This window comes from Achromobacter sp. 10T422, assembly GCF_056394065.1.
The window spans coordinates 16392-37172 of sequence record NZ_JBFTHD010000007.1 but is presented as its reverse complement, the minus strand read 5'-3'; the positions used below and the strand labels follow the sequence as shown (position 1 = coordinate 37172).

The 20781-nt window shown below is 61.8% G+C and carries 28 protein-coding genes; 4 read left to right on the top strand and 24 right to left on the bottom strand.

Annotation, left to right across the window (positions count from 1 at the left end; genetic code table 11):
• Nucleotides 1-5: 5 nt before the first annotated feature.
• Together AC1DB0_RS19365 and AC1DB0_RS19360 are read right to left on the bottom strand one after the other, a co-directional pair.
• Nucleotides 6-2084: a cytochrome c biogenesis protein ResB gene (locus AC1DB0_RS19365; RefSeq protein ID WP_476757458.1), complete on the bottom strand. Its 2079-nt coding sequence runs from the start codon at nucleotides 2082-2084 to the stop codon at nucleotides 6-8.
• Nucleotides 2085-2203: 119 nt separating this feature from the next.
• On the bottom strand, nucleotides 2204-2905 hold the full coding sequence (locus AC1DB0_RS19360; protein WP_100857537.1) for a c-type cytochrome: 702 nt from the start codon (nucleotides 2903-2905) through the stop codon (nucleotides 2204-2206).
• Between the two features lie 223 nt (nucleotides 2906-3128).
• Between AC1DB0_RS19360 and yihA the strand changes: the two genes are divergently transcribed.
• A complete protein-coding gene (yihA, locus tag AC1DB0_RS19355; protein WP_006216506.1) occupies nucleotides 3129-3752 on the top strand; it encodes a ribosome biogenesis GTP-binding protein YihA/YsxC in 624 nt (207 codons plus the stop codon).
• A complete protein-coding gene (gene hemB / locus AC1DB0_RS19350; RefSeq protein WP_054420840.1) occupies nucleotides 3749-4765 on the top strand; it encodes a porphobilinogen synthase in 1017 nt (338 codons plus the stop codon). Before yihA ends, hemB begins: the two co-directional genes overlap by 4 nt.
• Nucleotides 4766-4823: 58 nt before the next feature.
• Here hemB and AC1DB0_RS19345 read toward each other — a convergent pair whose 3' ends face one another.
• The 3 genes from AC1DB0_RS19345 to cutA all read right to left on the bottom strand — a co-directional run bounded on the left by AC1DB0_RS19345 (nucleotide 4824) and on the right by cutA (nucleotide 8110).
• Nucleotides 4824-5705 (bottom strand): DMT family transporter, encoded by an 882-nt coding sequence (locus AC1DB0_RS19345; RefSeq protein ID WP_054421365.1) that lies wholly within the window; start codon nucleotides 5703-5705, stop codon nucleotides 4824-4826.
• 129 nt (nucleotides 5706-5834) lie between these two features.
• A complete protein-coding gene (dsbD, locus tag AC1DB0_RS19340) occupies nucleotides 5835-7703 on the bottom strand; it encodes a protein-disulfide reductase DsbD (RefSeq protein WP_476758732.1) in 1869 nt (622 codons plus the stop codon).
• 59 nt (nucleotides 7704-7762) lie between these two features.
• Complete coding sequence (gene cutA / locus AC1DB0_RS19335) at nucleotides 7763-8110, bottom strand: divalent-cation tolerance protein CutA (protein ID WP_054420841.1); 348 nt, start codon at nucleotides 8108-8110, stop codon at nucleotides 7763-7765.
• Nucleotides 8111-8232: 122 nt separating this feature from the next.
• Here cutA and AC1DB0_RS19330 point away from each other — a divergent pair, with 122 nt between their 5' ends.
• Nucleotides 8233-8670 carry an HIT family protein gene (locus AC1DB0_RS19330; RefSeq protein ID WP_054420842.1) on the top strand — a complete coding sequence of 146 codons (438 nt, stop codon included), beginning with the start codon at nucleotides 8233-8235 and terminating at the stop codon, nucleotides 8668-8670.
• Between the two features lie 146 nt (nucleotides 8671-8816).
• Here the strand turns inward: AC1DB0_RS19330 and rplQ are convergent, their stop codons facing one another.
• The 19 genes from rplQ to AC1DB0_RS19235 all read right to left on the bottom strand — a co-directional run bounded on the left by rplQ (nucleotide 8817) and on the right by AC1DB0_RS19235 (nucleotide 18978).
• Nucleotides 8817-9209, bottom strand: coding sequence for a 50S ribosomal protein L17 (gene rplQ / locus AC1DB0_RS19325; protein ID WP_006216513.1), 393 nt, complete (start codon nucleotides 9207-9209; stop codon nucleotides 8817-8819).
• A 184-nt stretch (nucleotides 9210-9393) separates the two neighbouring features.
• On the bottom strand, nucleotides 9394-10380 hold the full coding sequence (locus AC1DB0_RS19320; RefSeq protein ID WP_006216514.1) for a DNA-directed RNA polymerase subunit alpha: 987 nt from the start codon (nucleotides 10378-10380) through the stop codon (nucleotides 9394-9396).
• Nucleotides 10381-10594: 214 nt separating this feature from the next.
• Nucleotides 10595-11218: a 30S ribosomal protein S4 gene (rpsD, locus tag AC1DB0_RS19315; protein ID WP_054420843.1), complete on the bottom strand. Its 624-nt coding sequence runs from the start codon at nucleotides 11216-11218 to the stop codon at nucleotides 10595-10597.
• A gap of 11 nt (nucleotides 11219-11229) precedes the next feature.
• Complete coding sequence (gene rpsK / locus AC1DB0_RS19310) at nucleotides 11230-11631, bottom strand: 30S ribosomal protein S11 (protein ID WP_006216516.1); 402 nt, start codon at nucleotides 11629-11631, stop codon at nucleotides 11230-11232.
• Between the two features lie 15 nt (nucleotides 11632-11646).
• On the bottom strand, nucleotides 11647-12012 hold the full coding sequence (rpsM, locus tag AC1DB0_RS19305) for a 30S ribosomal protein S13 (RefSeq protein ID WP_006216517.1): 366 nt from the start codon (nucleotides 12010-12012) through the stop codon (nucleotides 11647-11649).
• Nucleotides 12013-12055: 43 nt separating this feature from the next.
• Nucleotides 12056-12169 (bottom strand): 50S ribosomal protein L36, encoded by a 114-nt coding sequence (gene rpmJ / locus AC1DB0_RS19300; RefSeq protein WP_003806928.1) that lies wholly within the window; start codon nucleotides 12167-12169, stop codon nucleotides 12056-12058.
• A 34-nt stretch (nucleotides 12170-12203) separates the two neighbouring features.
• A complete protein-coding gene (infA, locus tag AC1DB0_RS19295) occupies nucleotides 12204-12422 on the bottom strand; it encodes a translation initiation factor IF-1 (protein ID WP_003806927.1) in 219 nt (72 codons plus the stop codon).
• Nucleotides 12423-12430: 8 nt separating this feature from the next.
• Nucleotides 12431-13756 carry a preprotein translocase subunit SecY gene (secY, locus tag AC1DB0_RS19290; RefSeq protein ID WP_054420844.1) on the bottom strand — a complete coding sequence of 442 codons (1326 nt, stop codon included), beginning with the start codon at nucleotides 13754-13756 and terminating at the stop codon, nucleotides 12431-12433.
• 14 nt (nucleotides 13757-13770) lie between these two features.
• A complete protein-coding gene (gene rplO, locus AC1DB0_RS19285; protein ID WP_013397002.1) occupies nucleotides 13771-14211 on the bottom strand; it encodes a 50S ribosomal protein L15 in 441 nt (146 codons plus the stop codon).
• A gap of 9 nt (nucleotides 14212-14220) precedes the next feature.
• Complete coding sequence (gene rpmD, locus AC1DB0_RS19280) at nucleotides 14221-14406, bottom strand: 50S ribosomal protein L30 (RefSeq protein ID WP_006216520.1); 186 nt, start codon at nucleotides 14404-14406, stop codon at nucleotides 14221-14223.
• Between the two features lie 3 nt (nucleotides 14407-14409).
• Nucleotides 14410-14931, bottom strand: a complete 522-nt coding sequence (gene rpsE, locus AC1DB0_RS19275) for a 30S ribosomal protein S5 (protein ID WP_006216521.1) — start codon at nucleotides 14929-14931, stop codon at nucleotides 14410-14412.
• A gap of 15 nt (nucleotides 14932-14946) precedes the next feature.
• The gene (rplR, locus tag AC1DB0_RS19270) at nucleotides 14947-15312 is read right to left on the bottom strand and encodes a 50S ribosomal protein L18 (protein WP_054420845.1); all 366 of its coding nucleotides are present in this window, start codon (nucleotides 15310-15312) and stop codon (nucleotides 14947-14949) included.
• A 21-nt stretch (nucleotides 15313-15333) separates the two neighbouring features.
• The gene (gene rplF / locus AC1DB0_RS19265) at nucleotides 15334-15867 is read right to left on the bottom strand and encodes a 50S ribosomal protein L6 (RefSeq protein WP_050728385.1); all 534 of its coding nucleotides are present in this window, start codon (nucleotides 15865-15867) and stop codon (nucleotides 15334-15336) included.
• A gap of 12 nt (nucleotides 15868-15879) precedes the next feature.
• On the bottom strand, nucleotides 15880-16275 hold the full coding sequence (gene rpsH, locus AC1DB0_RS19260; protein ID WP_006216525.1) for a 30S ribosomal protein S8: 396 nt from the start codon (nucleotides 16273-16275) through the stop codon (nucleotides 15880-15882).
• A gap of 10 nt (nucleotides 16276-16285) precedes the next feature.
• Complete coding sequence (gene rpsN / locus AC1DB0_RS19255; RefSeq protein WP_006216527.1) at nucleotides 16286-16591, bottom strand: 30S ribosomal protein S14; 306 nt, start codon at nucleotides 16589-16591, stop codon at nucleotides 16286-16288.
• Nucleotides 16592-16603: 12 nt separating this feature from the next.
• Complete coding sequence (gene rplE / locus AC1DB0_RS19250) at nucleotides 16604-17143, bottom strand: 50S ribosomal protein L5 (protein ID WP_054420846.1); 540 nt, start codon at nucleotides 17141-17143, stop codon at nucleotides 16604-16606.
• A 12-nt stretch (nucleotides 17144-17155) separates the two neighbouring features.
• Nucleotides 17156-17476 (bottom strand): 50S ribosomal protein L24, encoded by a 321-nt coding sequence (rplX, locus tag AC1DB0_RS19245; RefSeq protein ID WP_054420847.1) that lies wholly within the window; start codon nucleotides 17474-17476, stop codon nucleotides 17156-17158.
• A gap of 11 nt (nucleotides 17477-17487) precedes the next feature.
• The gene (rplN, locus tag AC1DB0_RS19240) at nucleotides 17488-17856 is read right to left on the bottom strand and encodes a 50S ribosomal protein L14 (protein ID WP_046807446.1); all 369 of its coding nucleotides are present in this window, start codon (nucleotides 17854-17856) and stop codon (nucleotides 17488-17490) included.
• 354 nt (nucleotides 17857-18210) lie between these two features.
• On the bottom strand, nucleotides 18211-18978 hold the full coding sequence (locus AC1DB0_RS19235) for an aspartyl/asparaginyl beta-hydroxylase domain-containing protein (RefSeq protein ID WP_476757457.1): 768 nt from the start codon (nucleotides 18976-18978) through the stop codon (nucleotides 18211-18213).
• A 203-nt stretch (nucleotides 18979-19181) separates the two neighbouring features.
• On the opposite strand from AC1DB0_RS19235, the gene AC1DB0_RS19230 reads away from it, so the two are divergent.
• Entirely contained in the window at nucleotides 19182-20609 is a 1428-nt protein-coding gene (locus tag AC1DB0_RS19230) for an NAD-dependent succinate-semialdehyde dehydrogenase (RefSeq protein ID WP_050728383.1), read from the top strand.
• Nucleotides 20610-20781 lie beyond the last annotated feature (172 nt).

The following is a 20781-nucleotide window of genomic DNA, read 5'->3' as shown; positions in this document are numbered from 1 at the left end:
AAACCTTAAGACCGGTTCTGGCGCAGCAGCGCCTGCTTGAAGCGTTCGAACTCTTGATTGAAGTCGAGTGTACGCTTCTGGGACGTCATGGCCGCCAGGACGCTGCTGCCGTTACCTTGCGGCTTGACCCAGATCCAGACGCGGCGGTCTCGAATATAGAACATCGAGAACACCCCCAGGACCAGCAACAGGCTGCCCAGGTAGACCGTGTTCTTGCCCGGCGTGCGGCTCACTTGGAACACACTGGCCTGCACGTGGTTGAAATCCGCCAGCGACAGGAAGACGGGCGCGGGGTAGACCGTCAGGTCCGACAACGCCGCCACGGCCAGACGCGACCACACGGCGGCGCGTTCGCCTTCGGGGCCTTCGACCGCCACGGCGGGCAGGCCGGCGCGCTCGCGCTCAATGGCGCGCAATTCATTCATGCTGGCGCCGATCAGGCGGATCACCACGTCAGCCGCGCGCTCCAGGTCGGCGGCGGGCGTATTGGCTTGCAGGAAAGCCGCCACGGCTTGCAGGCCACCCGATGCGAAGGTCTCCAGCGCGCGCTCGGCGGCCGTCTGCAAGGGCTGGCGGTCGGCGCCTGACGGGCTGTTGCGCTCGGCGAAGCGGCGCGCCGCTTCCTGGCGTGCTGCCGGGTCGGCGAGTGTGGCGCGCAGGCGCATGAACTCGGCGATCGAACTGTCGTCGTCCGCCGGAATACGCAGGTAGCGGAACGGTTCGGCGGCGTTGTTGCGCACGCCAGCCAGGAACACGCTGGCGCCATCCAGCTGCATGGGCAGCATGTAGTTCTGGAATTCGTGCGCCTGGCCCGCGTCGTCGATCAGCTTGTATTCGACGCTGGGACCCACGTTGCGCAGGTTCTCGTTTTTCTTGCCCGCAGCGCTGCCGGAGACCGACGCCACGTGCTCGGCAAAGCTCTGGTTGGCGCCCTTGGGGTCGCCACGCGTCAGGTCTTCAACGTTGATCGGGCGCATGGCCGTGATCTCGACGCCCATGCTGCGCGGGCCGCCCGTGGTGCTGGCGGTGACTTCGCTGGTCTTGCCCACGGTGCCGTTGACGTTGAACGTGGCGGCGTTGGAACCTACCAGCGGGTAGCCCTTCAAGACGACCGTGCTGCCGCCGTCATCGAAGCTGGACTGATAAACGGTCATGCCCTTGAAGCGCAGCGGCTCGTTGACTTCGATGGTGGAATCGAACGTCTTGCCGGTGTCGGGGTCGGTCACTTCCACTTCGCTGGCGAAGCGGCTGGGCATGCCGGTGGAGTAGTAGTCGACAACGAATTTCTTCAGCTTCAGCGTGAAGGGCATCGGCTGCACCAGCGCGCCATCACCCACCATCACAACCGCCGTGCTGGCCTGGCCGCCTTCAGGCACCAGCACGCTGGCGCGAAAGCTCGGGTTATTGACCGACAGGCGCCCGCTTTCGGGTACTTCGGAAATCAGCATGTTGTCGACAATCGGCTGCTTGCCGCCGAACATCACCTGCAAACGCACCGGCAATTCGCTATCGAGCAAGCCGCCGATACAGATGATGACCATGGCTGCGTGCGCAAACACATAGCCCAGGCGGTTGGCGCTGCCTTTCTTGGCCGCCAGCAGCACGCCGTCGTTGTCCTGCCGTTGACGCACCGCGTAACCCAAGCGTTCCAGCAGCAGTTTCAAGCCGGCCGAGGTTTGCGGCACATCGGTGGGTTCCTGGGTTTCCACGCGATGCGGGAAGGCGCGCAGGCTGCTTGCCCGCACATGCTCGCGGAACGAACGCGCATCGCGCAGCATCTTGGGCGCATTGCGGATCAGGCAGACCGAGGTCGACACGACCAGGAACCCCATGATCACCAAGAACCACCAGCTGTTGTAGACGTGCCAGATGGAGAATTTGTCGAACACTTCGTACCAGAACGGGCCGAATTGATCGATGTAGTTGTTGGACGAGCGGTTCTGCTGCAACACGGTCCCGACCAGGCTCGCCACGCAGATGAACATCAGCAGGCTGACGGCGAAACGCATCGAACCCAGCAGTTCGAAGAAGTCGCGAGGCAGGCTGCGCAGGGAGGGTCGGGTATGGGTTCGTGTTGAATTCATGAAAAAAGGGGGGCCGCGCAATCGGCTACCCCCCTCATAGACAGCGCGCAACGGAATCAGGTTCCGTCACGCCCAAGTTGCATGAACGCGGACCAGCCGCGCGTGTTGCGGGCTTTCGCCTACCGCAGGCCAGCCGCGTAGTCCGACACCGCCTTGATATCGGCGTCCGACATGCGATCCGCGATCGCGAACATGATGTCGTTCTTGCGGTCGCCGCTGCGGAACAGCTTGAGCTGCTCTTCGATGTACATGGGGAACTGCCCCGACAAGCGGGGGTACTGGGCGGGCATGCCCGCGCCATTCGCAGAGTGGCACGCCGCGCAAGCCGGGACGTTGCGTTCAGGCAAACCGCCGCGCCAGATCTTCTGACCCAGATCAACCAGTTTCTCCTGGCCTGCCGTGGCGGGCTCCTTGAGAGGCTGCTGCGCCAGGTAAAGCGCGATGTTCTGCATGTCGGCCGGCGTCAGATTCTGCGCCATGGCCGTCATCGGGGTGGGGTTGCCGCCCGCGCCGTTACGTACCGGCAGCTTCGCACCCTGCTTGATCTGGAAATCCGCCAATTGCTTGGCCAGGTATTCGTGGGGTTGCGCGGCCAGGTTGGGGTTCACCGGGATGGTGCTGTTGCCCGCCGCGCCATGACAGGACGCACAGGCGATGATGCCTCTTGAGGCGTCGCCTTGGTCAAACAGCTGACCGCCCTTGGCGGCATCTGGCTTGGCCGGGCCCGCAGCGCCGTCAGCGGCGAAACTGGGTGTAGAGAAGGCGGAGGCGCCGAGCAACAGCCCGCTCGCAACCAACATCCGGGACAGCACACGCTTCATGAAGACCTCGACGATCACATCGATCAAGGCGCAAAAAGGCGCCCACGCCTGCCCCGCACACCCTGGAATACCGTATCGAACCTCATTTGCCCGTTCTGCCTGCCAAGTTGCGGAAAACAACCTAAACAGTAAGCAAAAAAGACGGCTCCGCGCACGGGGACCACTGTTGCAAACGCCGGATTATACAATAGGGCTCGAAACCAACCGTATCCAAAGCCCATCCGTGTCCCTCCTACATCGCGCCTCCTTCCTTACCTCCGCAGCTCGCCTCGACCAGTTGCCGGCCGCCGGCGCTCCCGAGGTCTGCTTTGTCGGCCGCTCGAACGCCGGCAAATCCACGGCAATCAACGTGCTGTGCAACCAGCGCCGTCTTGCGTTTTCCAGCAAGACGCCGGGCCGCACGCGCTTGATCAATATGTTCGGCTTGCCCGACCCGTTGGACCCGGAAGGTCACATCGGTTTTCTCGTCGACTTGCCCGGCTACGGCTACGCGTCTGTCGCCCGCAATGAAAAAGAAAAGTGGGCGGACATTCTCGGCGGCTATCTGCGCGACCGCGAATCGCTCGCGGGCATCGTGCTGCTGATCGACATCCGCCGCGGCGTCACCGAGCTTGACCGCCGCCTGGCCAACTTCATCGCCCCCACCGGACGCCCCGTGCTGGCGCTGCTGACCAAGGCCGACAAACTGCCTTATGGCCAGCGCATGCGCACCGTCTTCTCGGTCCGCAAGGACCTGGCGGATATCGGCGCCCTGCACACCATTCCTTTCTCGGCGCCCGAGCGCATCGGTCTGGAAGAGGCCGGCGCCCATATCGAAAATTGGATTTCCCCCAAGGTCGAATCATGAACCCGCAGATCATCACCCCCGAGTTTCCGGTTTCCCGCCCTCGCCGCCTGCGCCGCGACGACTTCACCCGCCGCCTGGTGCGCGAGAACGCGCTGACGGTCAATGACCTGATCTACCCCGTCTTCGTCGCCGATGGCACGGGCGTGCAGCAAGCCGTGCCGTCGCTGCCTGGCGTGGTCCGCTATTCGCTGGACACGCTGTTGCCGGTGGCTGAGCAATGTGTGGAATTGGGCATTCCGGTGATGGCGCTGTTTCCCGTCATCGACCCGTCTTTGAAGACGCCCGACGGCATCGAAGCGACCAATCCGCGCGGCCTGATTCCGCGCGTGGTTGGCGAACTGAAAAAGCGTTTCCCCGAGCTCGGCATCCTGTGCGATGTGGCCCTTGACCCCTACACCAGCCACGGCCAGGACGGCGTCATCGACGAAAACGGCTACGTCATCAACGAGATCACGGTTGAAATCCTGGTCAAGCAGGCGCTGACGCAAGCCGCCGCCGGCGTTGACATGGTTGCGCCCAGCGACATGATGGACGGCCGCATTGGCGCCGTGCGCCGCGCGCTGGAAGACAACGGCCACATCCACACGCAGATCATGGCCTACTCGGCCAAGTACGCCAGCGCGTTCTACGGCCCGTTCCGCGACGCCGTGGGCTCGGCGACGAACCTGGGCAAGTCCAACAAAATGGCTTACCAGATGGACCCGGGCAACCTCGACGAAGCGCTGCGCGAAGTCGCCGCCGACTTGCAGGAAGGCGCCGACATGGTCATGGTCAAGCCCGGCATGCCGTATCTGGACGTGCTGCGCCGAGTGAAGGACACGTTTCGCGTGCCGACCTTCGCCTATCAGGTCAGCGGCGAATACGCGATGATCAAGGCCGCCGCCGCCAATGGCTGGCTGGACCACGACAAGGTCATGATGGAAGCGCTGCTCGCGTTCAAGCGCGCGGGCGCCGACGGCATCCTGACCTACTTCGCGATCGAAGCGGCCAAGCTGCTGAAAGCCCAGCGCTGATTGCGCGGCAAGACAGGCTCGGGCGTGCGGTCCGGGCCTGTCCCGTCATCGCGCGGGATCAGCGCACGTCGCCTGGCTGGCTTGCCACAGGCGCACTGCGGCGCAATCCCAGATACGTTCCGCCCAGCACGCAAGCAAGGCCCATCACATGGGTCAGCGTGACGTGTTCGTCCAGAAACAGTGACGCAAACAGCAGCCCGAAGATCGGCAGCCAGTTCACGAACAAGGCCGCGCGGCTGATGCCCAGCCGCGCGATGCCGGCATTCCAGATGATGTTGCTGACCCCCGAGGCGATCACCGCCGAGAACAGCAGCACGATCCACGGCCAGCCCGTCATCTGCCACGTATCGGTCTGGTAAGACGACGGCGTGATCGCCGCATGCACAACCAGCATCAGCCCGCCCGCCAGGTACATGTACCAGAGCATGCCCAGCGGGTCCATGGAACGCGACATGCGTTGAATCACGAGCCCGCCGAATACGAACACCAGCACAGCCACGAACACGATGGCGTCGCCCCAGCCCGTCAGGCCGAATTGCGCGCCACTACCGGCCACAACCATGCCCACGCCAAGCAGGCCCAGCAAGGCGCCCGAGATGCGCACCAGCGTGAGTTTTTCGCGATAGAAAAGCGCCGCCAGCAACGCCGACAGCAAGGGGCTGGTGGCCATGATCAGCGTGCCGTTGGCCGCCGATGAAAAGCGCAGCCCCGACACCAGCGCAACCTGGTGCGCGTACACCACCAGAAAGCCCGCCAGCGCCACCCAGCCCAGCTGCACGCGGCCCAGCTTGGGGATGCGGCCGCGGCGCGCCTTGATGATCAGGGTGACGGTGATGAACGCAATGACGATCCGAACGGCGGCAAGCGCCTGGATGTCCATGTGTTGCGTGAGGTACTTGATGGAGACGATGTTCAGGCCCCAGGTGGCCATGACGAACATCAATTGAAGGTAGATAAGACCTTGCGGGTCCTGGCTTGCATCAACTGTTGGGGACGTCACGGGCGCCGGCCTGATGGGAGGGTGATGCGCCGCCCACGCGGCGCAGCAGCCATGGTATACGTCCGCGCGTCAGCGCACCAGCACCTTATCCAGCGATTCCGTGAAGCGCTTGGCGTCCTGGAAACCCACGACGCGCGCATCGGGCAGCTCTTTGCCGCCGGGTTCGAAGAACATGATTCCGGGCGGGCCGAACAAGCGGAAGCGCTTTAGCAAGGCGCGGTCATCGGCATTGTTCGCCGTCACGTCAGCCTGCACCAGCAACATGCCCGACATGCGTTGCGCGACGCCGGGGTCGGTGAACGTGAAACGCTCCATCTCGCGGCACGACACGCACCAGTCGGCATAGAAATCCAGCATCACCGGTTGGCGGCTTTGCGCCAGCAGCGCGTCCAGCTCGGCGTTGTTGCGTACCCGCGTGAAGTGGACATCGCCCTTTGTGGCGGTGGCGCCCGCCACGCCCGCCTGGCCATCCGCGCGCGCGGCGAAGTGCGACAACGGTTGCAGCACATCGCGTCCGCCGCTTGCCGCGCCGATCAGCCACGCTGCGGCAGCCAGCGCCAGCAGCAAGCCCAGGCCCTTGCCGAACATGCGCGCGGCCCCTGCCCCCGCGGGCAAGGCGTCAAAGGCGCGCAGCATTACCGCGGAGACGATCGCCAGGAACGCCCAGCCGGTCATCTGCACCCACGTCGGCACCACGGGAATCAGCATCCACCAGGCGGTGCCCAGCAGCAGCATGCCGAACAGGCGCTTGACGCCATCCATCCACGGGCCCGCCTTGGGCAGCAAGGCGCCGGACGATGCGCCCACGATCAAGAGCGGCACGCCCATGCCCCAGGCCATGGCGAACAGCGCCGCCGCGCCCAGCACGACGTCACCCGTCTGCGAGATATACAGTAGTGCGCCAGCCAAGGGTGCGGCCACGCAAGGCCCGACAATCAGTGCGGACAAGGCGCCCATCACCAGCGCGCCCGTGTAGCGGCCGCCAGGCACCCGCGAGGAACGGTCAGACAGTTTGGCCTGGATGCCCGAGGGCATCTGGAAGGTGAAAACGTCGAACATCGCCAGCGCCAACACCGTCAGCAACAAGGCGAACAGCGTCAGAATCCAGGGCGTCTGCAACCACGCGGCCAACCCCGCGCCACTTAGCCCGGCAGCCACGCCCAACGCGGTGTAAACCACCGACATGCCCAGCACATACGTGGCGGCCAGCGCCAGCCCGCGGCCGCGCGAGGGCCTGGGCTGCGCCACGCCGCCCAGCACAATCGACGACAAGATCGGAATCATCGGCAACACGCAGGGCGTGAACGCCAGCAACAGGCCCAGCACCAGGAAGACGCCGGCGGTCTTGATCCAGCCCAGGCCACCCAGCGCATCAGCCAAGCCGGTGTCGCCTGCGGTGAACAGTGCGCCAAGTCCGCCCGACGATGTGCTCGATGTTGAGGCAGACGAAGATGCTCCGCCTGTTGCGGCCCCGCCCGCCACCGCGTAGCCCCCCGCCACCGGCGTGAGCTTGACGCTGCTGTCCATCGGCGGATAGCACAAGCCCGCGTCTGCACAGCCTTGCCCGGTCAGGGTCAGCGTGAAGGGTTGATTGCCCGCGCCCACCGGCACACGGATCACGACGTCCTTATGGAAGACCTCCATGTCTTTCTCGAAGGTCGGGTCGTACTTGACTTCACCCTTGGGGTAGACGGCCTCACCCAGTGTCGTGGCGCCAGCCGGGCTGATCGTGATGCCGAAGCGCTCGYGGTACATGTAGTAGCCCGGGGCGACCTTGTACCGCAGCTCCAGCGTGTCGGGCGCGGCCATCTGGGCGCTGAACACAAAGGCTTTTTCGGGTTCGAGGAATTCGGTGTCGGCCTGGGCGGCCGCCTGCCAGCCCAGCAGCAACAGCGCCGTCGCCAAAAACATCAGGCAGTGCCTGAGCAGGGCGCGCATCGCGCGCGTGGCGTGAATCGGGCGCGCGGGCGCGCCGACAATACCGGCAAGTTGCAACATCAGTCTCTCTTGTTATTCGTGACGGCCGTCTGCTCGCGCACCCAATCCAGGTAGGGCGCCGCGCCGCCAATGACCGGCAGCACGATGATTTCGGGCACATCATAGGGATGCATCTGCGCCAGGGCCTGAACAACAGCTTGATGGCGCGCGTAAGTGGTCTTGATGTGGATGGGGACTTCTTCCGTCCCCTCGACCGTTCCATTCCACAGGTAGATGGACAGGCCGGGCGCGCCAAGGTTCACACAAGCGGCCAATCCGTCTTCGACCAGCACATGCGCGATGCGCTTGGCCAGCAACAGATCCGGCGCATTGCTGATGACCAGCACGACGTCGTCATCGCGCAACATGGAGCCTCCTTGGGATACCCGTGTGGGATGGTAGTCGAGGTATTTTATCGGTATTGCCGCCGCCGTCCGGAACTGCCGGAAGCGCGTTCAGCTCCATGCCACCCGTTTTCACCGAGGCTCGCATGACCGATAACTGCTTGTTCTGCCGGATCGCCCGGCACGAGATTCCCGCGCACATCATTCACGAAGATGACCGCCTGATGGCCTTCCTGGACATCCAGCCCGTGCGTCCCGGCCATACGCTGATCATTCCGAAACAGCATTACCCGTACTACGAAGATATGCCGGCCGACCTGGCGGGGCATATCGTGAACCTGGGGCAGAAGCTGGGGCGCCACATGAAGCGCCTTTATGGCGTGGAACGGGTAGGGTTTGCGTTCACCGGCATCCACGTAGCGCACACGCACGCGCACGTCATCCCGATGCATCACACGCAGGACGTCACGTCCACGCAATACATCGAACAGCAGAACCTGACGTTCAAGATGCCGCCCCAACCGCCTCAGGAGGCCCTGGCGGCTACCGCAGCCGAGTTGCGGGGGGAGTTGCACGCTTCGTGATTTGAAGCCCGTGGCGGGCGTGCAGATCGGGTGAGCAAATCGCTCGTACGGATCGCTCGTACAGATCGCGCGTGCGGATCGAACGCGCAAATAAAACAAGGGCGGGTCCGAAGACCCGCCCTTGTCGCTTATCGAGCTACCGAGAATTACTCGGCGCTGTCCGCAGCGGCTTCATCAACTTCCGGACGGTCAACCAGTTCCATGAAAGCCATGGGAGCGTTGTCGCCTTGACGGAAGCCCATCTTCAGCACGCGGGTGTAGCCACCGTTACGGGCCGCGTAGCGCGGGCCGATTTCGGCAAACAGCTTCACCACCGCATCGCGATCGCGCAGACGGGCAAATGCCAGACGCTTGTTCGCCAGCGTGGGCTCTTTGCCCAGCGTGATCAGGGGTTCGATGACGCGGCGCAATTCTTTCGCCTTCGGCAGCGTGGTCTTGATGGCTTCGTGGGTGATCAACGAAACGGCCATGTTGCGGAACATGGCAAGACGGTGACTGCTGGTGCGGTTGAGCTTACGCAAGCCATTACCGTGACGCATGATAAGTTTCCTTTGAATCTAAAGATGGCGTTCGCCATCGGGTTGCCGGCTCTTCTATCAACCTGCAATCAGGCCGCGGTCCGGTAGAAAACGGTGCATTTTACGACGAATTCGCAAACCGCCCGGCGGGGTTGCCGGGCGTTGCAGGAGACGCCCCATTTCTGAGGCGCCACCCGTTTAAAGCTTAGGGACGCTCCAGGCCCAGGGGCGGCCAGTTCTCGAGCTTCATGCCCAGAGTCAGACCACGTGCAGCCAGAACTTCCTTGATTTCGTTGAGCGACTTGCGACCCAGGTTCGGGGTCTTGAGCAGCTCGTTTTCGGTACGCTGGATCAGGTCGCCGATGTAGTAGATGTTTTCGGCCTTCAGGCAGTTGGCCGAACGCACGGTCAGTTCCAGGTCGTCGACCGGACGCAGCAGGACCGGGTCGATCTGCGGCGTGCCGCGGACCGGCGCTTCGTACGAATCGCCAGCACCTTCCAGAGCAGCGAAGACCGAGATCTGGTCCATCAGGATGCGAGCCGACTGGCGCACCGCTTCCTCGGGCGAGATCACGCCGTTGGTTTCGATGTCCAGAACCAGCTTATCCAGGTCGGTGCGCTGTTCCACGCGGGCGCTTTCCACCGCATAGCTGACGCGGCGAACCGGGCTGAACGAAGCGTCCAGAACGATACGGCCGATGGTGTGGGTGCGGTCTTCCGACAGCGCGCGCACGTTGCCCGGCACGTAGCCGCGGCCCTTTTCAACCTTGATCTGCATTTCCAGCTTGCCTGCGTCCGTCAGGTTGCAGATGGCATGGCCGGGGTTGATGATCTCGACGTCGTGCGGCAGTTCGATGTCGCTGGCCAGCACGGTGCCCGCGCCGGTCTTGCGCAGAACCAGGGTCACTTCGTCGCGATTGTGCAGCTTGAAGACCACGCCCTTCAGGTTCAAGAGGATGTCGACGACATCTTCGCGAACGCCCGGGATGGTCGAGTATTCGTGCACCACGCCCGTCATCTGGACTTCGGTCGGCGCGTAGCCGGTCATCGAAGACAGCAGGATGCGGCGCAGGGCGTTGCCCAGCGTGTGACCGTAGCCACGCTCGAACGGCTCCATCACGATCTTGGCATGGTGCGTGCCGACCGGTTCGACTTCAATGGAGCGCGGCTTCAGGAAACCTTGAGTGGACATTTACTGTGTTCCTTTTCAATACCCTCGGCTCGTTACACCGATAAGGCTGATGGACAGGGTGAAACATGAAACTCGGACGGCGCGAAAACGCCAGCCGATACTTACCGCAAAGCCCGCCCCACCAAAAGGCGGAAAGCGGGCTGCTGCGAGACGTGCAAACGGGTCGCGGGACCAGTAGCCGGCACACCTGCGAAGGAGGCGCCGGCCGACCTGATTAACGCGAGTACAGTTCGACGACCATCGATTCGTTGATGTCGCGAGCGACGTCAGCGCGGTCGGGAGCCGACTTGAACGTACCGGTCAGCTTGGTCGCGTCGACTTCCACCCATTGGGGGATGCCGATGCTGGTGGCCAGGTCGAGCGATTCCTTGATACGGCCTTGCTTCTTGGCCTTTTCACGGATCGAGATGACGTCACCAGCCTTGACCAGCATCGAAGCGATGTCAGCCGTGTGGCCGTTCAGTTCGATGGCGCGGTGGCTGACCAGCTGGCGAGCTTCGGCGCGCGTCGAGCCGAAGCCCATGCGGTAGACGACGTTGTCCAGGCGCGATTCCAGCAGCTGGATCAGGGTTTCGCCGGTGTTGCCACGGCGACGCTCTGCTTCAGCGAAGTACTTGCGGAATTGCTTTTCCAGCACGCCGTACATGCGCTTCAGCTTTTGCTTTTCGCGCAGCTGCAGGCCGTAGTCGGAAGTGCGGGCACCCGAAGTGCGGCCATGTTGGCCAGGCTTGGAATCCAGCTTGCACTTGGAATCCAGCGAGCGACGGGCGCTCTTCAGGAACAGGTCAGTACCCTCGCGGCGCGAGAGCTTGCATTTGGGTCCAATATAACGTGCCATGTGGATTCCCTTTAGATACGACGACGCTTCGGCGGACGGCAGCCGTTGTGCGGAACGGGCGTGATGTCGGCGATGGACGAAATCTTGATGCCCAGCGCGTTCAGAGCGCGGACAGACGATTCGCGGCCAGGACCGGGGCCCTTGATGCGCACTTCCAGCGTCTTGATGCCGTATTCCAGCGCGACGCGGCCAGCCGTTTCAGCGGCGACTTGCGCGGCAAACGGGGTCGACTTACGCGAACCCTTGAAACCAGCACCACCCGAAGTGGCCCACGACAAAGCGTTGCCCTGACGGTCGGTGATGGTGATGATGGTGTTGTTGAACGAAGCGTGAACGTGCGCGATGCCGTCCGAGACGTTCTTCTTAACCTTTTTGCGCACGCGCGAAGCGCCGCTGGTGGAAGCTTTCGCCATAATCCAGTTCCTCGATTATTTCTTCAGGGACGCAGCAGCACGACGCGGGCCCTTACGGGTCCGGGCGTTGGTGCGAGTGCGCTGGCCGCGCACGGGCAAACCGCGCTTGTGACGCATACCGCGGTAGGTTCCCAGGTCGATCAAACGCTTGATCGAGAGCTGTACTTCACGACGCAGGTCGCCTTCAACCGTGAACAAACCAACATGTTCGCGGACGCGTTCCAATTCAGCGTCGTTCAGATCCTTGACCTTTTTGTCAAAGGGTACGTTTGCCGCTTCGCAAATTTTGCGAGCGCGCGTACGACCAATGCCAAAAATGGCGGTCAGTCCGATCTCGGCGTGCTGTTGCGGCGGGATGTTAATGCCAGCAATACGGGCCATGACTATTCCTTGAATAAATCTGTTGCGTAGTCGCTAACCCGAGTTAGCCTTGACGCTGCTTGTGACGCGGGTCGGTGCAGATAACACGCACCACGCCGTGACGTTTGATAACTTTGCAGTTGCGGCAGATCCGCTTAACCGATGCCATTACTTTCATGGTTGACTCCTAATTTTCCGTAATCCGGTTCCGCTCATTTGGAGCGGAAAACTATCCTGGCTCGCGTCAGATCATAGGGCGTGAGCTCCACTGTGACCTTGTCACCCGGCAGGATCCGGATGTAATGCATACGCATCTTGCCGGAAATATGGCCCAACACCACGTGGCCGTTTTCGAGCTTGACGCGAAATGTCGCGTTCGGGAGGTTCTCAAGAACCTCGCCTTGCATCTGAATGACGTCGTCCTTGGACATTCTTTTGCTTACCGCATCGGCAAACCCGCGCCCTTGAAGTTAGCCTTCTTGAGCAACGAGTCGTACTGGTGAGACATCATGTAGGCCTGAACCTGTGCCATGAAATCCATCGTCACCACCACAATAATCAACAGAGACGTACCACCGAAGTAGAAAGGAACGTTCCAGCGCATCACCAAGAATTCAGGCAACAGGCACACCAAAGTGATGTACAAGGCACCCGCGAGCGTCAGACGCATCAGGATCTTGTCGATGTAGCGCGCCGTTTGCTCGCCCGGACGAATACCCGGAACAAACGCACCACTCTTCTTCAGGTTGTCCGCCGTTTCGCGGCTGTTGAACACCAGAGCCGTGTAGAAAAAGCAGAAGAAAATAATCGCGACGGAATACAGCGTGATGTAGAGCGGTTGACGAGGCGACAGGGCCGCAGCCAGATCGCTAAGCCAGCGCATGTTCTCACTGCTGGAAAACCAGCTTGTGATCGTGGCCGGGAACAGAATGATCGACGATGCGAAGATCGGCGGAATCACCCCTGCCATGTTCAGCTTCAGCGGCAAATGCGAGCTTTGACCACCGTAGACCTTGTTGCCGACCTGACGCTTGGCGTAGTTCACCGTGATCTTGCGCTGTCCGCGTTCCACGAACACCACAAAAGCGGTAACCAGCACCACCAGAGCCACAATGAACAGTGCCGAAAGCACGGACATCGCGTTGGTGCGGACCAGGTCCAACAGTGCAGCCAGCGCCGCGGGCAGACCCGCAACGATACCTGCGAAGATCAGGATGGAAATCCCGTTGCCAAGACCACGTTCAGTGATCTGTTCACCCAGCCACATGACGAACATGGTGCCAGTGACCAGGGTCACAATGGTCGTGAAGCGAAACAGCATACCCGGATCGATCACCAGTCCCTGCTGGGACTCCAACGCTACCGAAATGCCCACTGCTTGCACCAGCGCCAGCACGACTGTGCCGTAGCGGGTGTATTGGGTAATCTTCCGACGTCCGGACTCGCCCTCTTTCTTGAGCGCTTCCAGCGACGGCACCACCACCGACATCAACTGCATGATGATGGATGCCGAAATGTACGGCATGATCCCCAGGGCAAAAATCGAGAAACGCGAGAGCGCCCCGCCCGAGAACATGTTGAACAGGCCCAGGATCCCGCCCTGGTTCTGACGGAACAAGTCCGCCAGCGCATCCGGATTAATACCCGGTACGGGGATGTGTGTACCCAAACGGTAAACCACCAGGGCGAGCACCAGGAACACAAGACGGCGCTTCAAATCACCGTACCGTGCTCCGGTTTTGCCTAATGCCTGCGCGTTAGCCACTCGTCACCTCATGATCAAGCAAGCGAGCCGCCCGCGCCTTCGATGGCGGCGCGAGCGCCGGCCGTCGCGGTAATGCCCTTGAGCACGACCTTGCGCGAGAGTTCACCCGACTTGATGACCTTGGCGTAACGAACCGCCTGGCCAATCACGCCAGCCGCCTTGAGCACTTGCACGTCGACTTCGTCGATGGGCAGGGCTTGCAGGTCCGACAGACGAACTTCGGCGTACAGGTGTTGACCGAGCGGGGTGAAACCACGCTTGGGCAGACGACGCTGCAGCGGCATTTGACCGCCTTCGAAGCCAACCTTATGGAAACCGCCCGAGCGCGACTTCTGGCCCTTGTGACCACGGCCGGCGGTTTTACCCAGACCCGAACCGATGCCACGGCCGACGCGGCGCTTGGCGTGCTTGCTGCCCTCAGCGGGCTTCAGCGAATTAAGTTGCATATCCGACATGGTGATTCCTTAGGCTTCCGAGACGGAAACGAGATAATCCACCTTACGGATCATCCCACGCACCTCGGGCGTATCGACCAACACGCGGCTGCTGTTGATGCGGCCCAAGCCCAAACCGCGAACCGTATCACGGTGCGATTGCTTGGTACCGATCACCGAGCGCACGAGGGTCACTTTGATCTGCTTCTGAGCCATGATTTACCCCAGGATTTCTTCGACCGACTTGCCGCGCTTGGCAGCAACATCGGCCGGGGTCAGGGAAGCGCGCAGACCGTTCAACGTGGCGCGAACCATGTTGTAGGGGTTGCTCGAGCCCAGGCTCTTGGCAACCACGTTACGCACACCCATCACTTCAAAAATAGCGCGCATCGGGCCGCCGGCGATAACGCCAGTACCTTCAGCAGCGGGCGAGATCAGCACGGTAGCGGCGCCATGCTTGCCAACCACGGTGTGGTGCAGCGTGCCGTTCTTCAGCGCAACCTTGAACATGCCGCGGCGGGCTTGTTCCATTGCCTTCTGAACGGACACCGGCACTTCACGCGCCTTGCCCTTACCCATGCCGACGCGACCATCGCCATCGCCAACCACGGTCAGCGCGGCAAAGCTCATGGTGCGACCACCCTTGACCACTTTGCTCACGCGGTTGACCGCGATCATCTTTTCGCGGAGGCCGTCATCGTTCTCTTTTTCCGCGGCGTTCTTGCCTTGTACTTTAGCCATTTGACAGATCCTCGCTTAGAACTTCAGGCCGGCTTCACGCGCGGCATCGGCCAGCGCTTTCACGCGGCCATGGTAACGAAAGCCCGAGCGATCGAAAGCGACCAGTTCAATACCGGCAGCCTTGGCCTTTTCGGCCACGCGCTTGCCAACCAGCGAAGCAGCGGCAGTGTTGCCACCCTGACCGGTTTGGCCGGCCAGTTGCGCACGCACTTCGGCTTCCACCGTCGAGGCGCTGACCAGAACGCGATCGCCTTCCGGCGAAATGATGTTGGCGTAGATGTGCTGGTTCGAGCGGAAGACCGAGAGGCGGTGAACGCGCAGCTCGTTGATCTTCCGGCGGGTCGGAACCGCACGACGCAAACGGGAAACTTTTTTGTCCATGATTCGTCCTTGCGTGCGCCGTTATTTCTTCTTGGTTTCTTTGATGACGACGCGTTCGTCCGAGTAACGCACACCCTTGCCCTTGTAGGGTTCGGGTTCGCGGTACGCGCGGATTTCAGCGGCCATCTGACCGACGACTTGCTTGTTGGCGCCCTTGATGACGATTTCCGTCTGGGTGGGGCATTCGGCCTTGATACCGGCCGGCAACTGATGCAAAACGTCGTGCGAGAAACCGAGCTGCAGCTTAACGGCATCGCCTTGGATCGAGGCGCGGTAACCCACGCCAACCAGGGTCAGCTTGCGCTCGAAGCCCTTGCTCACGCCGGTAACCATATTGGCCACCAGAGCGCGCACGGTACCCGACATGGCATTGGCGTGACGAGTTTCGTTGGCGGCGGCAAACGTGAGCTTGCCTTCGTCCATCGCAACCGTGACGTCGCCAGTCAGGGCTTGAGTCAGGGTGCCCAACGGGCCCTTGACGGTGATCTGATCCTGCTTGATGTCAGCTTCGACACCCTTGGGCAGTTCGACCGGATACTTAGCGATACGTGACATTCGAATTTCTCCTTAGGCCACGTAGCACAGCACTTCGCCGCCGACGCCGTTGGCGCGAGCCTTACGGTCGGTCATGACGCCGCGCGAGGTCGAAACGATAGCCACGCCCAGGCCGTTCATGACCTGAGGAATGCTGGTACGGCCCTTGTAGATACGCAGACCGGGGCGCGAAACGCGTTCAATGCGCTCGATAACCGGACGGCCAGCGTAGTACTTCAGGGTGATCTCGAGCTCAGGCTTGGCCTGGGTGCCCTTGATTTCAAAGCTGTCGATGTAGCCTTCGTCTTTCAGCACAGCAGCAATAGCTGCCTTCAGCTTCGAGGAGGGCATGCTCACCGTAACTTTGTCCACTTGCTGCGCATTGCGAATGCGGGTCAGCATATCGGCGATGGGATCGCTCATGCTCATAATGTATCTCCTACCAGCTGGCCTTGGTGATGCCGGGGATTTCGCCCTTCATCGCCATTTCACGCAGTTTGTGACGCGTCAGGCCGAACTTGCGGAACACGCCGCGCGGACGACCGGTGACCACGCAACGGTTACGTTGGCGCGTCGGATTGGCATTGCGCGGCAGCTGTTGCAGCTTGAGCCGAGCTTGGTAACGTTCTTCGTCGGTCTTCGACTGGTCGTCGATGATCGCCTTCAACTCAGCGCGCTTGGCAGCGAACTTGTCAGCCAGCTTGGCGCGCTTGATGTCGCGATTGATGAGGGAAAGTTTAGCCACGTCATCAGCCCCTTAGTTACGGAACGGGAAGCTGAAGGCCGTCAACAGCGCCTTGGCTTCTTCGTCGGTCTTCGCGGAGGTGGTGATGCTGATGTTCAGCCCACGCAGCGCGTCGATCTTGTCGTACTCGATTTCGGGGAAAATGATTTGCTCTTTCACCCCGATGTTGTAGTTGCCGCGGCCGTCAAACGCACGACCCGAGATACCACGGAAGTCGCGCACGCGAGGCAGCGCGACCGCAACGAGGCGATCCAGGAATTCGTACATGCGTTGACCACGCAGCGTGACCATGCAACCAATCGGGTAGTTTTCGCGGATCTTGAAACCGGCGATAGCCTTCTTGGTCTTCGTCACGACAGGCTTTTGGCCAGCGATCTTGGTCAGGTCCGACACCGCGTGTTCGATAACCTTCTTATCGGACACGGCTTCCGAGACACCCATGTTCAGGGTGATCTTGGTGATGCGCGGCACTTCCATGACGCTCTTGTAGCCAAACTTGGCCTGCAGGTCGGCAGCGACCTTGCTCTTGTAGAAATCTTGCAAACGAGACATGTCTATCGCCCCTTACGCCTTGGCGCCGACAACGGCACCATTGGAACGGAACACGCGGACCTTGCGACCTTCGACTTCTTGAACGCCCACGCGGTCGGCACGACCGGTTGCGGGGTTGAAGAGCGCCACATTCGAGATGTGGATCGGCATGGTCTTTTCGACAATCCCGCCCGGGTTGTTAGCCATCGGGTTGGCTTTAACGTGCTTCTTGGCAACGTTGACGCCTTCGACCAGGACGTGGTCGGCATCGACGCGAGCCAGCACGGTACCGCGACGCTTCTTGTCGCGGCCGGTCAGGACGATGACTTCGTCGCCTTTACGAATGTTGTTCATCGTAGGGCTCCTTACAGCACTTCCGGGGCCAACGACACGATCTTCATGAACTTCTCGGTACGCAGTTCACGCGTAACGGGTCCGAAGATGCGGGTGCCGATGGGCTCCAGCTTGGCGTTGAGCAATACGGCGGCATTGCCACCGAACTTAATCAGCGAACCGTCTTTACGGCGCACGCCCTTGGCGGTACGAACCACCACGGCATTGTAAATTTCGCCTTTCTTGACGCGTCCGCGCGGAGCCGCATCTTTGACGCTCACCTTGATGATGTCGCCGATACCGGCATAACGGCGCTTGGAGCCACCGAGCACCTTAATGCACATGACATGACGCGCACCAGTGTTATCGGCCACGTCCAGCGTGGTCTGCATTTGGATCATGATTTTTCCTGTTCCAACTTAACTGGAAATACTGTTTTCCCGGGGTTTTCCCCCCGAGGAACTCTGCAATTCCTGCCAGTTTTGGTCCCGTCAGGTCTGCCGCCCTGCTTTTGTGTTGTAGACCTAAAGCTTTCGCTCTACCTCTGCAACGGGTTGGCAACGCAACGACCCTGGGTTGAAATCCTGCGGGTATTCCCCCAACTCGATGAGCTAATTTTTCCTTAACTCAATCGACAATCTGGGAAAGCTGATCATTCTAGCGTGGTTAAATTTTGAGCGCAAGTACTTTGTTGGAACGGCGCACAAAAGACCACGCTCCCCTATAAGGGGAACGGTTTGCGGGCTATCTGCCCCCTATTTCTGGCGGTAGTAGCCCTTCTCCCAGGCGTCATGATTGGCTTTGCCGCGACGGATTTCGTCCGTGAACGGAGCCGCTCTGAGCACCAGGCGATTCAGCCATTTTACCGGAACGCGGCAAGGCCGTTCAAAGTCGACGAACAGCACCGCCCGCAGCCCGTGCGTGTCGTTGTGGACCTGGTGCGGGTACAGGTCGTCAAACACCACGGCCCGCCCTTCCCGCCAGCTGTACCGTTCGCCCCCGACTTCGATCCAGCATTGGTCGGCGGGCTCTGGCACGACCAGGCCCAGGTGCAGGCGCAGCACGCCGTTGTACGGACCCGTGTGCAGCGGAATCCGCTTGCCCGGTTCAAGGATGGAAAAGAACGCGCTGCGTATGCCCGGAATACCTTCCAGCGCCCGCGCGGTGGCCGGGCAGCGCGCCAGGTTGCGCTCGGAACGCAGCCCGTATCCCATAAAGAGGAAGGTCTTCCATTGATCGTCCGACGTGATCATGCCGACATCCGGCGAGATCTCATGGAACGCAGGCAGGTGCTGACGTTCGGCCAGCAGCTCGGTCAGCTCGGCGCGGATGGCTGGCGTCTGCGCTTCCAGCGCGGGAATCCACGGAAACTGGCTGTTCTGGAAAATGGGCCGGTCGCCCACCAGCGATGCACTCGCAATTCGCTGACGCAACCAATCAATGAAGCGGAAGAACACGCGGGAGTAAACACTGGACTTGCCGGCGGGACGCGCGTCAACGGGTTGCACGATAGATTCAGACATAGCAGCCAAGGACGCCTTATTGTGTCCAAGCGGACTCGTACTGGCAAGGCGGCCGGGCCGCGCGCACGAACGCCTATTGGCTCCAAGGCCGCGATGCCGATTGGACCTCCCCGCCGCGGGAAAGAAGGTTTAGACTGGCGTGGGCGATACGCGATCGCACTCCACTCCCGCATTCCATTCCCATTTCGCAAGGAAAGACAGGCATGTATGAACAGTTGGCGCTGTATATCGACGGCGAATTCATCTCCGGCGAGGGCAGGCGCACCCAGGACGTCATCAACCCGGCCACGCTGGAAGTGCTCGGCCAGCTGCCTCACGCCACCGAAGCGGATCTGGACCGTGCGCTAGCCGCCGCCCAGCGCGCGTTCGAATCGTGGAAGAAATCTTCTCCCATGGATCGTTCGGCCATCCTGCGCAAGGTCGCTACGCTGTCGCGCGAACGCGCCAAGGAAATCGGCCGCAACATGACGCTGGACCAGGGCAAGCCGCTGGCCGAAGCCGTGGGCGAAGTCACCTCCTGCGCTGAACACGCCGACTGGCACGCCGAAGAATGCCGCCGCATCTACGGCCGCGTGGTCCCGCCGCGCAACCCGGACGTGCGCCAGTTCGTCGTGCGTGAACCCATCGGCGTCTGCGCCGCGTTCACGCCGTGGAACTTCCCGTACAACCAAGCCATCCGCAAGATCGCCGCCGCACTTGGCGCCGGTTGCACGGTGGTGCTGAAGGGTCCGGAAGATTCGCCCAGCGCCGTCATGGCCATTGCGCGCATGTTCCACGATGCCGGCCTGCCCAAGGGCTGCCTGAACATCGTCTGGGGCGAACCCGCCAAGATCTCTGACTACCTGATCCGTTCGCCGATCGTGCGCAAGGTTTCGTTCACCGGTTCCGTGCCGGTGGGCAAGCAGCTGGCCGCGCTGGCCGGCGCGCACATGAAGCGCGTCACGATGGAACTGGGTGGCCACTCGCCCGTGCTGGTGTTTGACGACGCCGACATCGACCGCGCCGCTGAAATGCTGGCCAAGTTCAAGGTCCGCAACGCCGGTCAGGTCTGCGTGTCGCCCACCCGCTTCTACGTGCAGGAAGGCGCCTACGAACAGTTCCTGGCCCGCTTCTCGGACGTGCTGAAGAACATCAAGGTCGGCGACGGCCTGGAAGCTGGCACCGACATGGGCCCGCTGGCGCACGAACGCCGCGTGCCCGCCATGAGCGCCTTCATCGACGACGCCAAGAAGCACGGCGGCAAGGTCGTGGTTGGCGGCGGCCCGCTGGATCGCAAGGGCTTCTTCTTCGCCCCCACGGTCGTGACCGATCTGCCGGACAACTCCATGCTGATGACCGAAGAGCCCTTCGGCCCCGTCGCACCGGTCGTCCGCTTCAAGGACACTGACGAAGTCCTGCGCCGCGCCAACAGCCTGCCGTTCGGCCTGTCGTCCTACGTGTTCACGAACTCGCTGAAGACGGCCACCAAGGTCTCCAACGGCCTGGAAGCCGGCATGGTCAACATCAACCACTTCGGCAGCGCGCTGGCCGAGACGCCGTTTGGCGGCATCAAGGACAGCGGCATCGGCAGCGAAGGCGGCCTGGAAACGTTTGACGGCTACCTCGTCACGAAATTCATCACGCACATCTGACCGGTTCCGACCGTCAGCCAAAAAGCCCCGCAAGGGGCTTTTTTTCGCCCCGCACCAAGCGGCGGCATGCACGGCGATGCGTTTCATGATGGTGTCACAGGCGTCCGGGAACATTGCGCCTCGCTGACAGGCAGCTGACCTTGAGCAAGGCACTGCCTGGCCCACTTTCCAG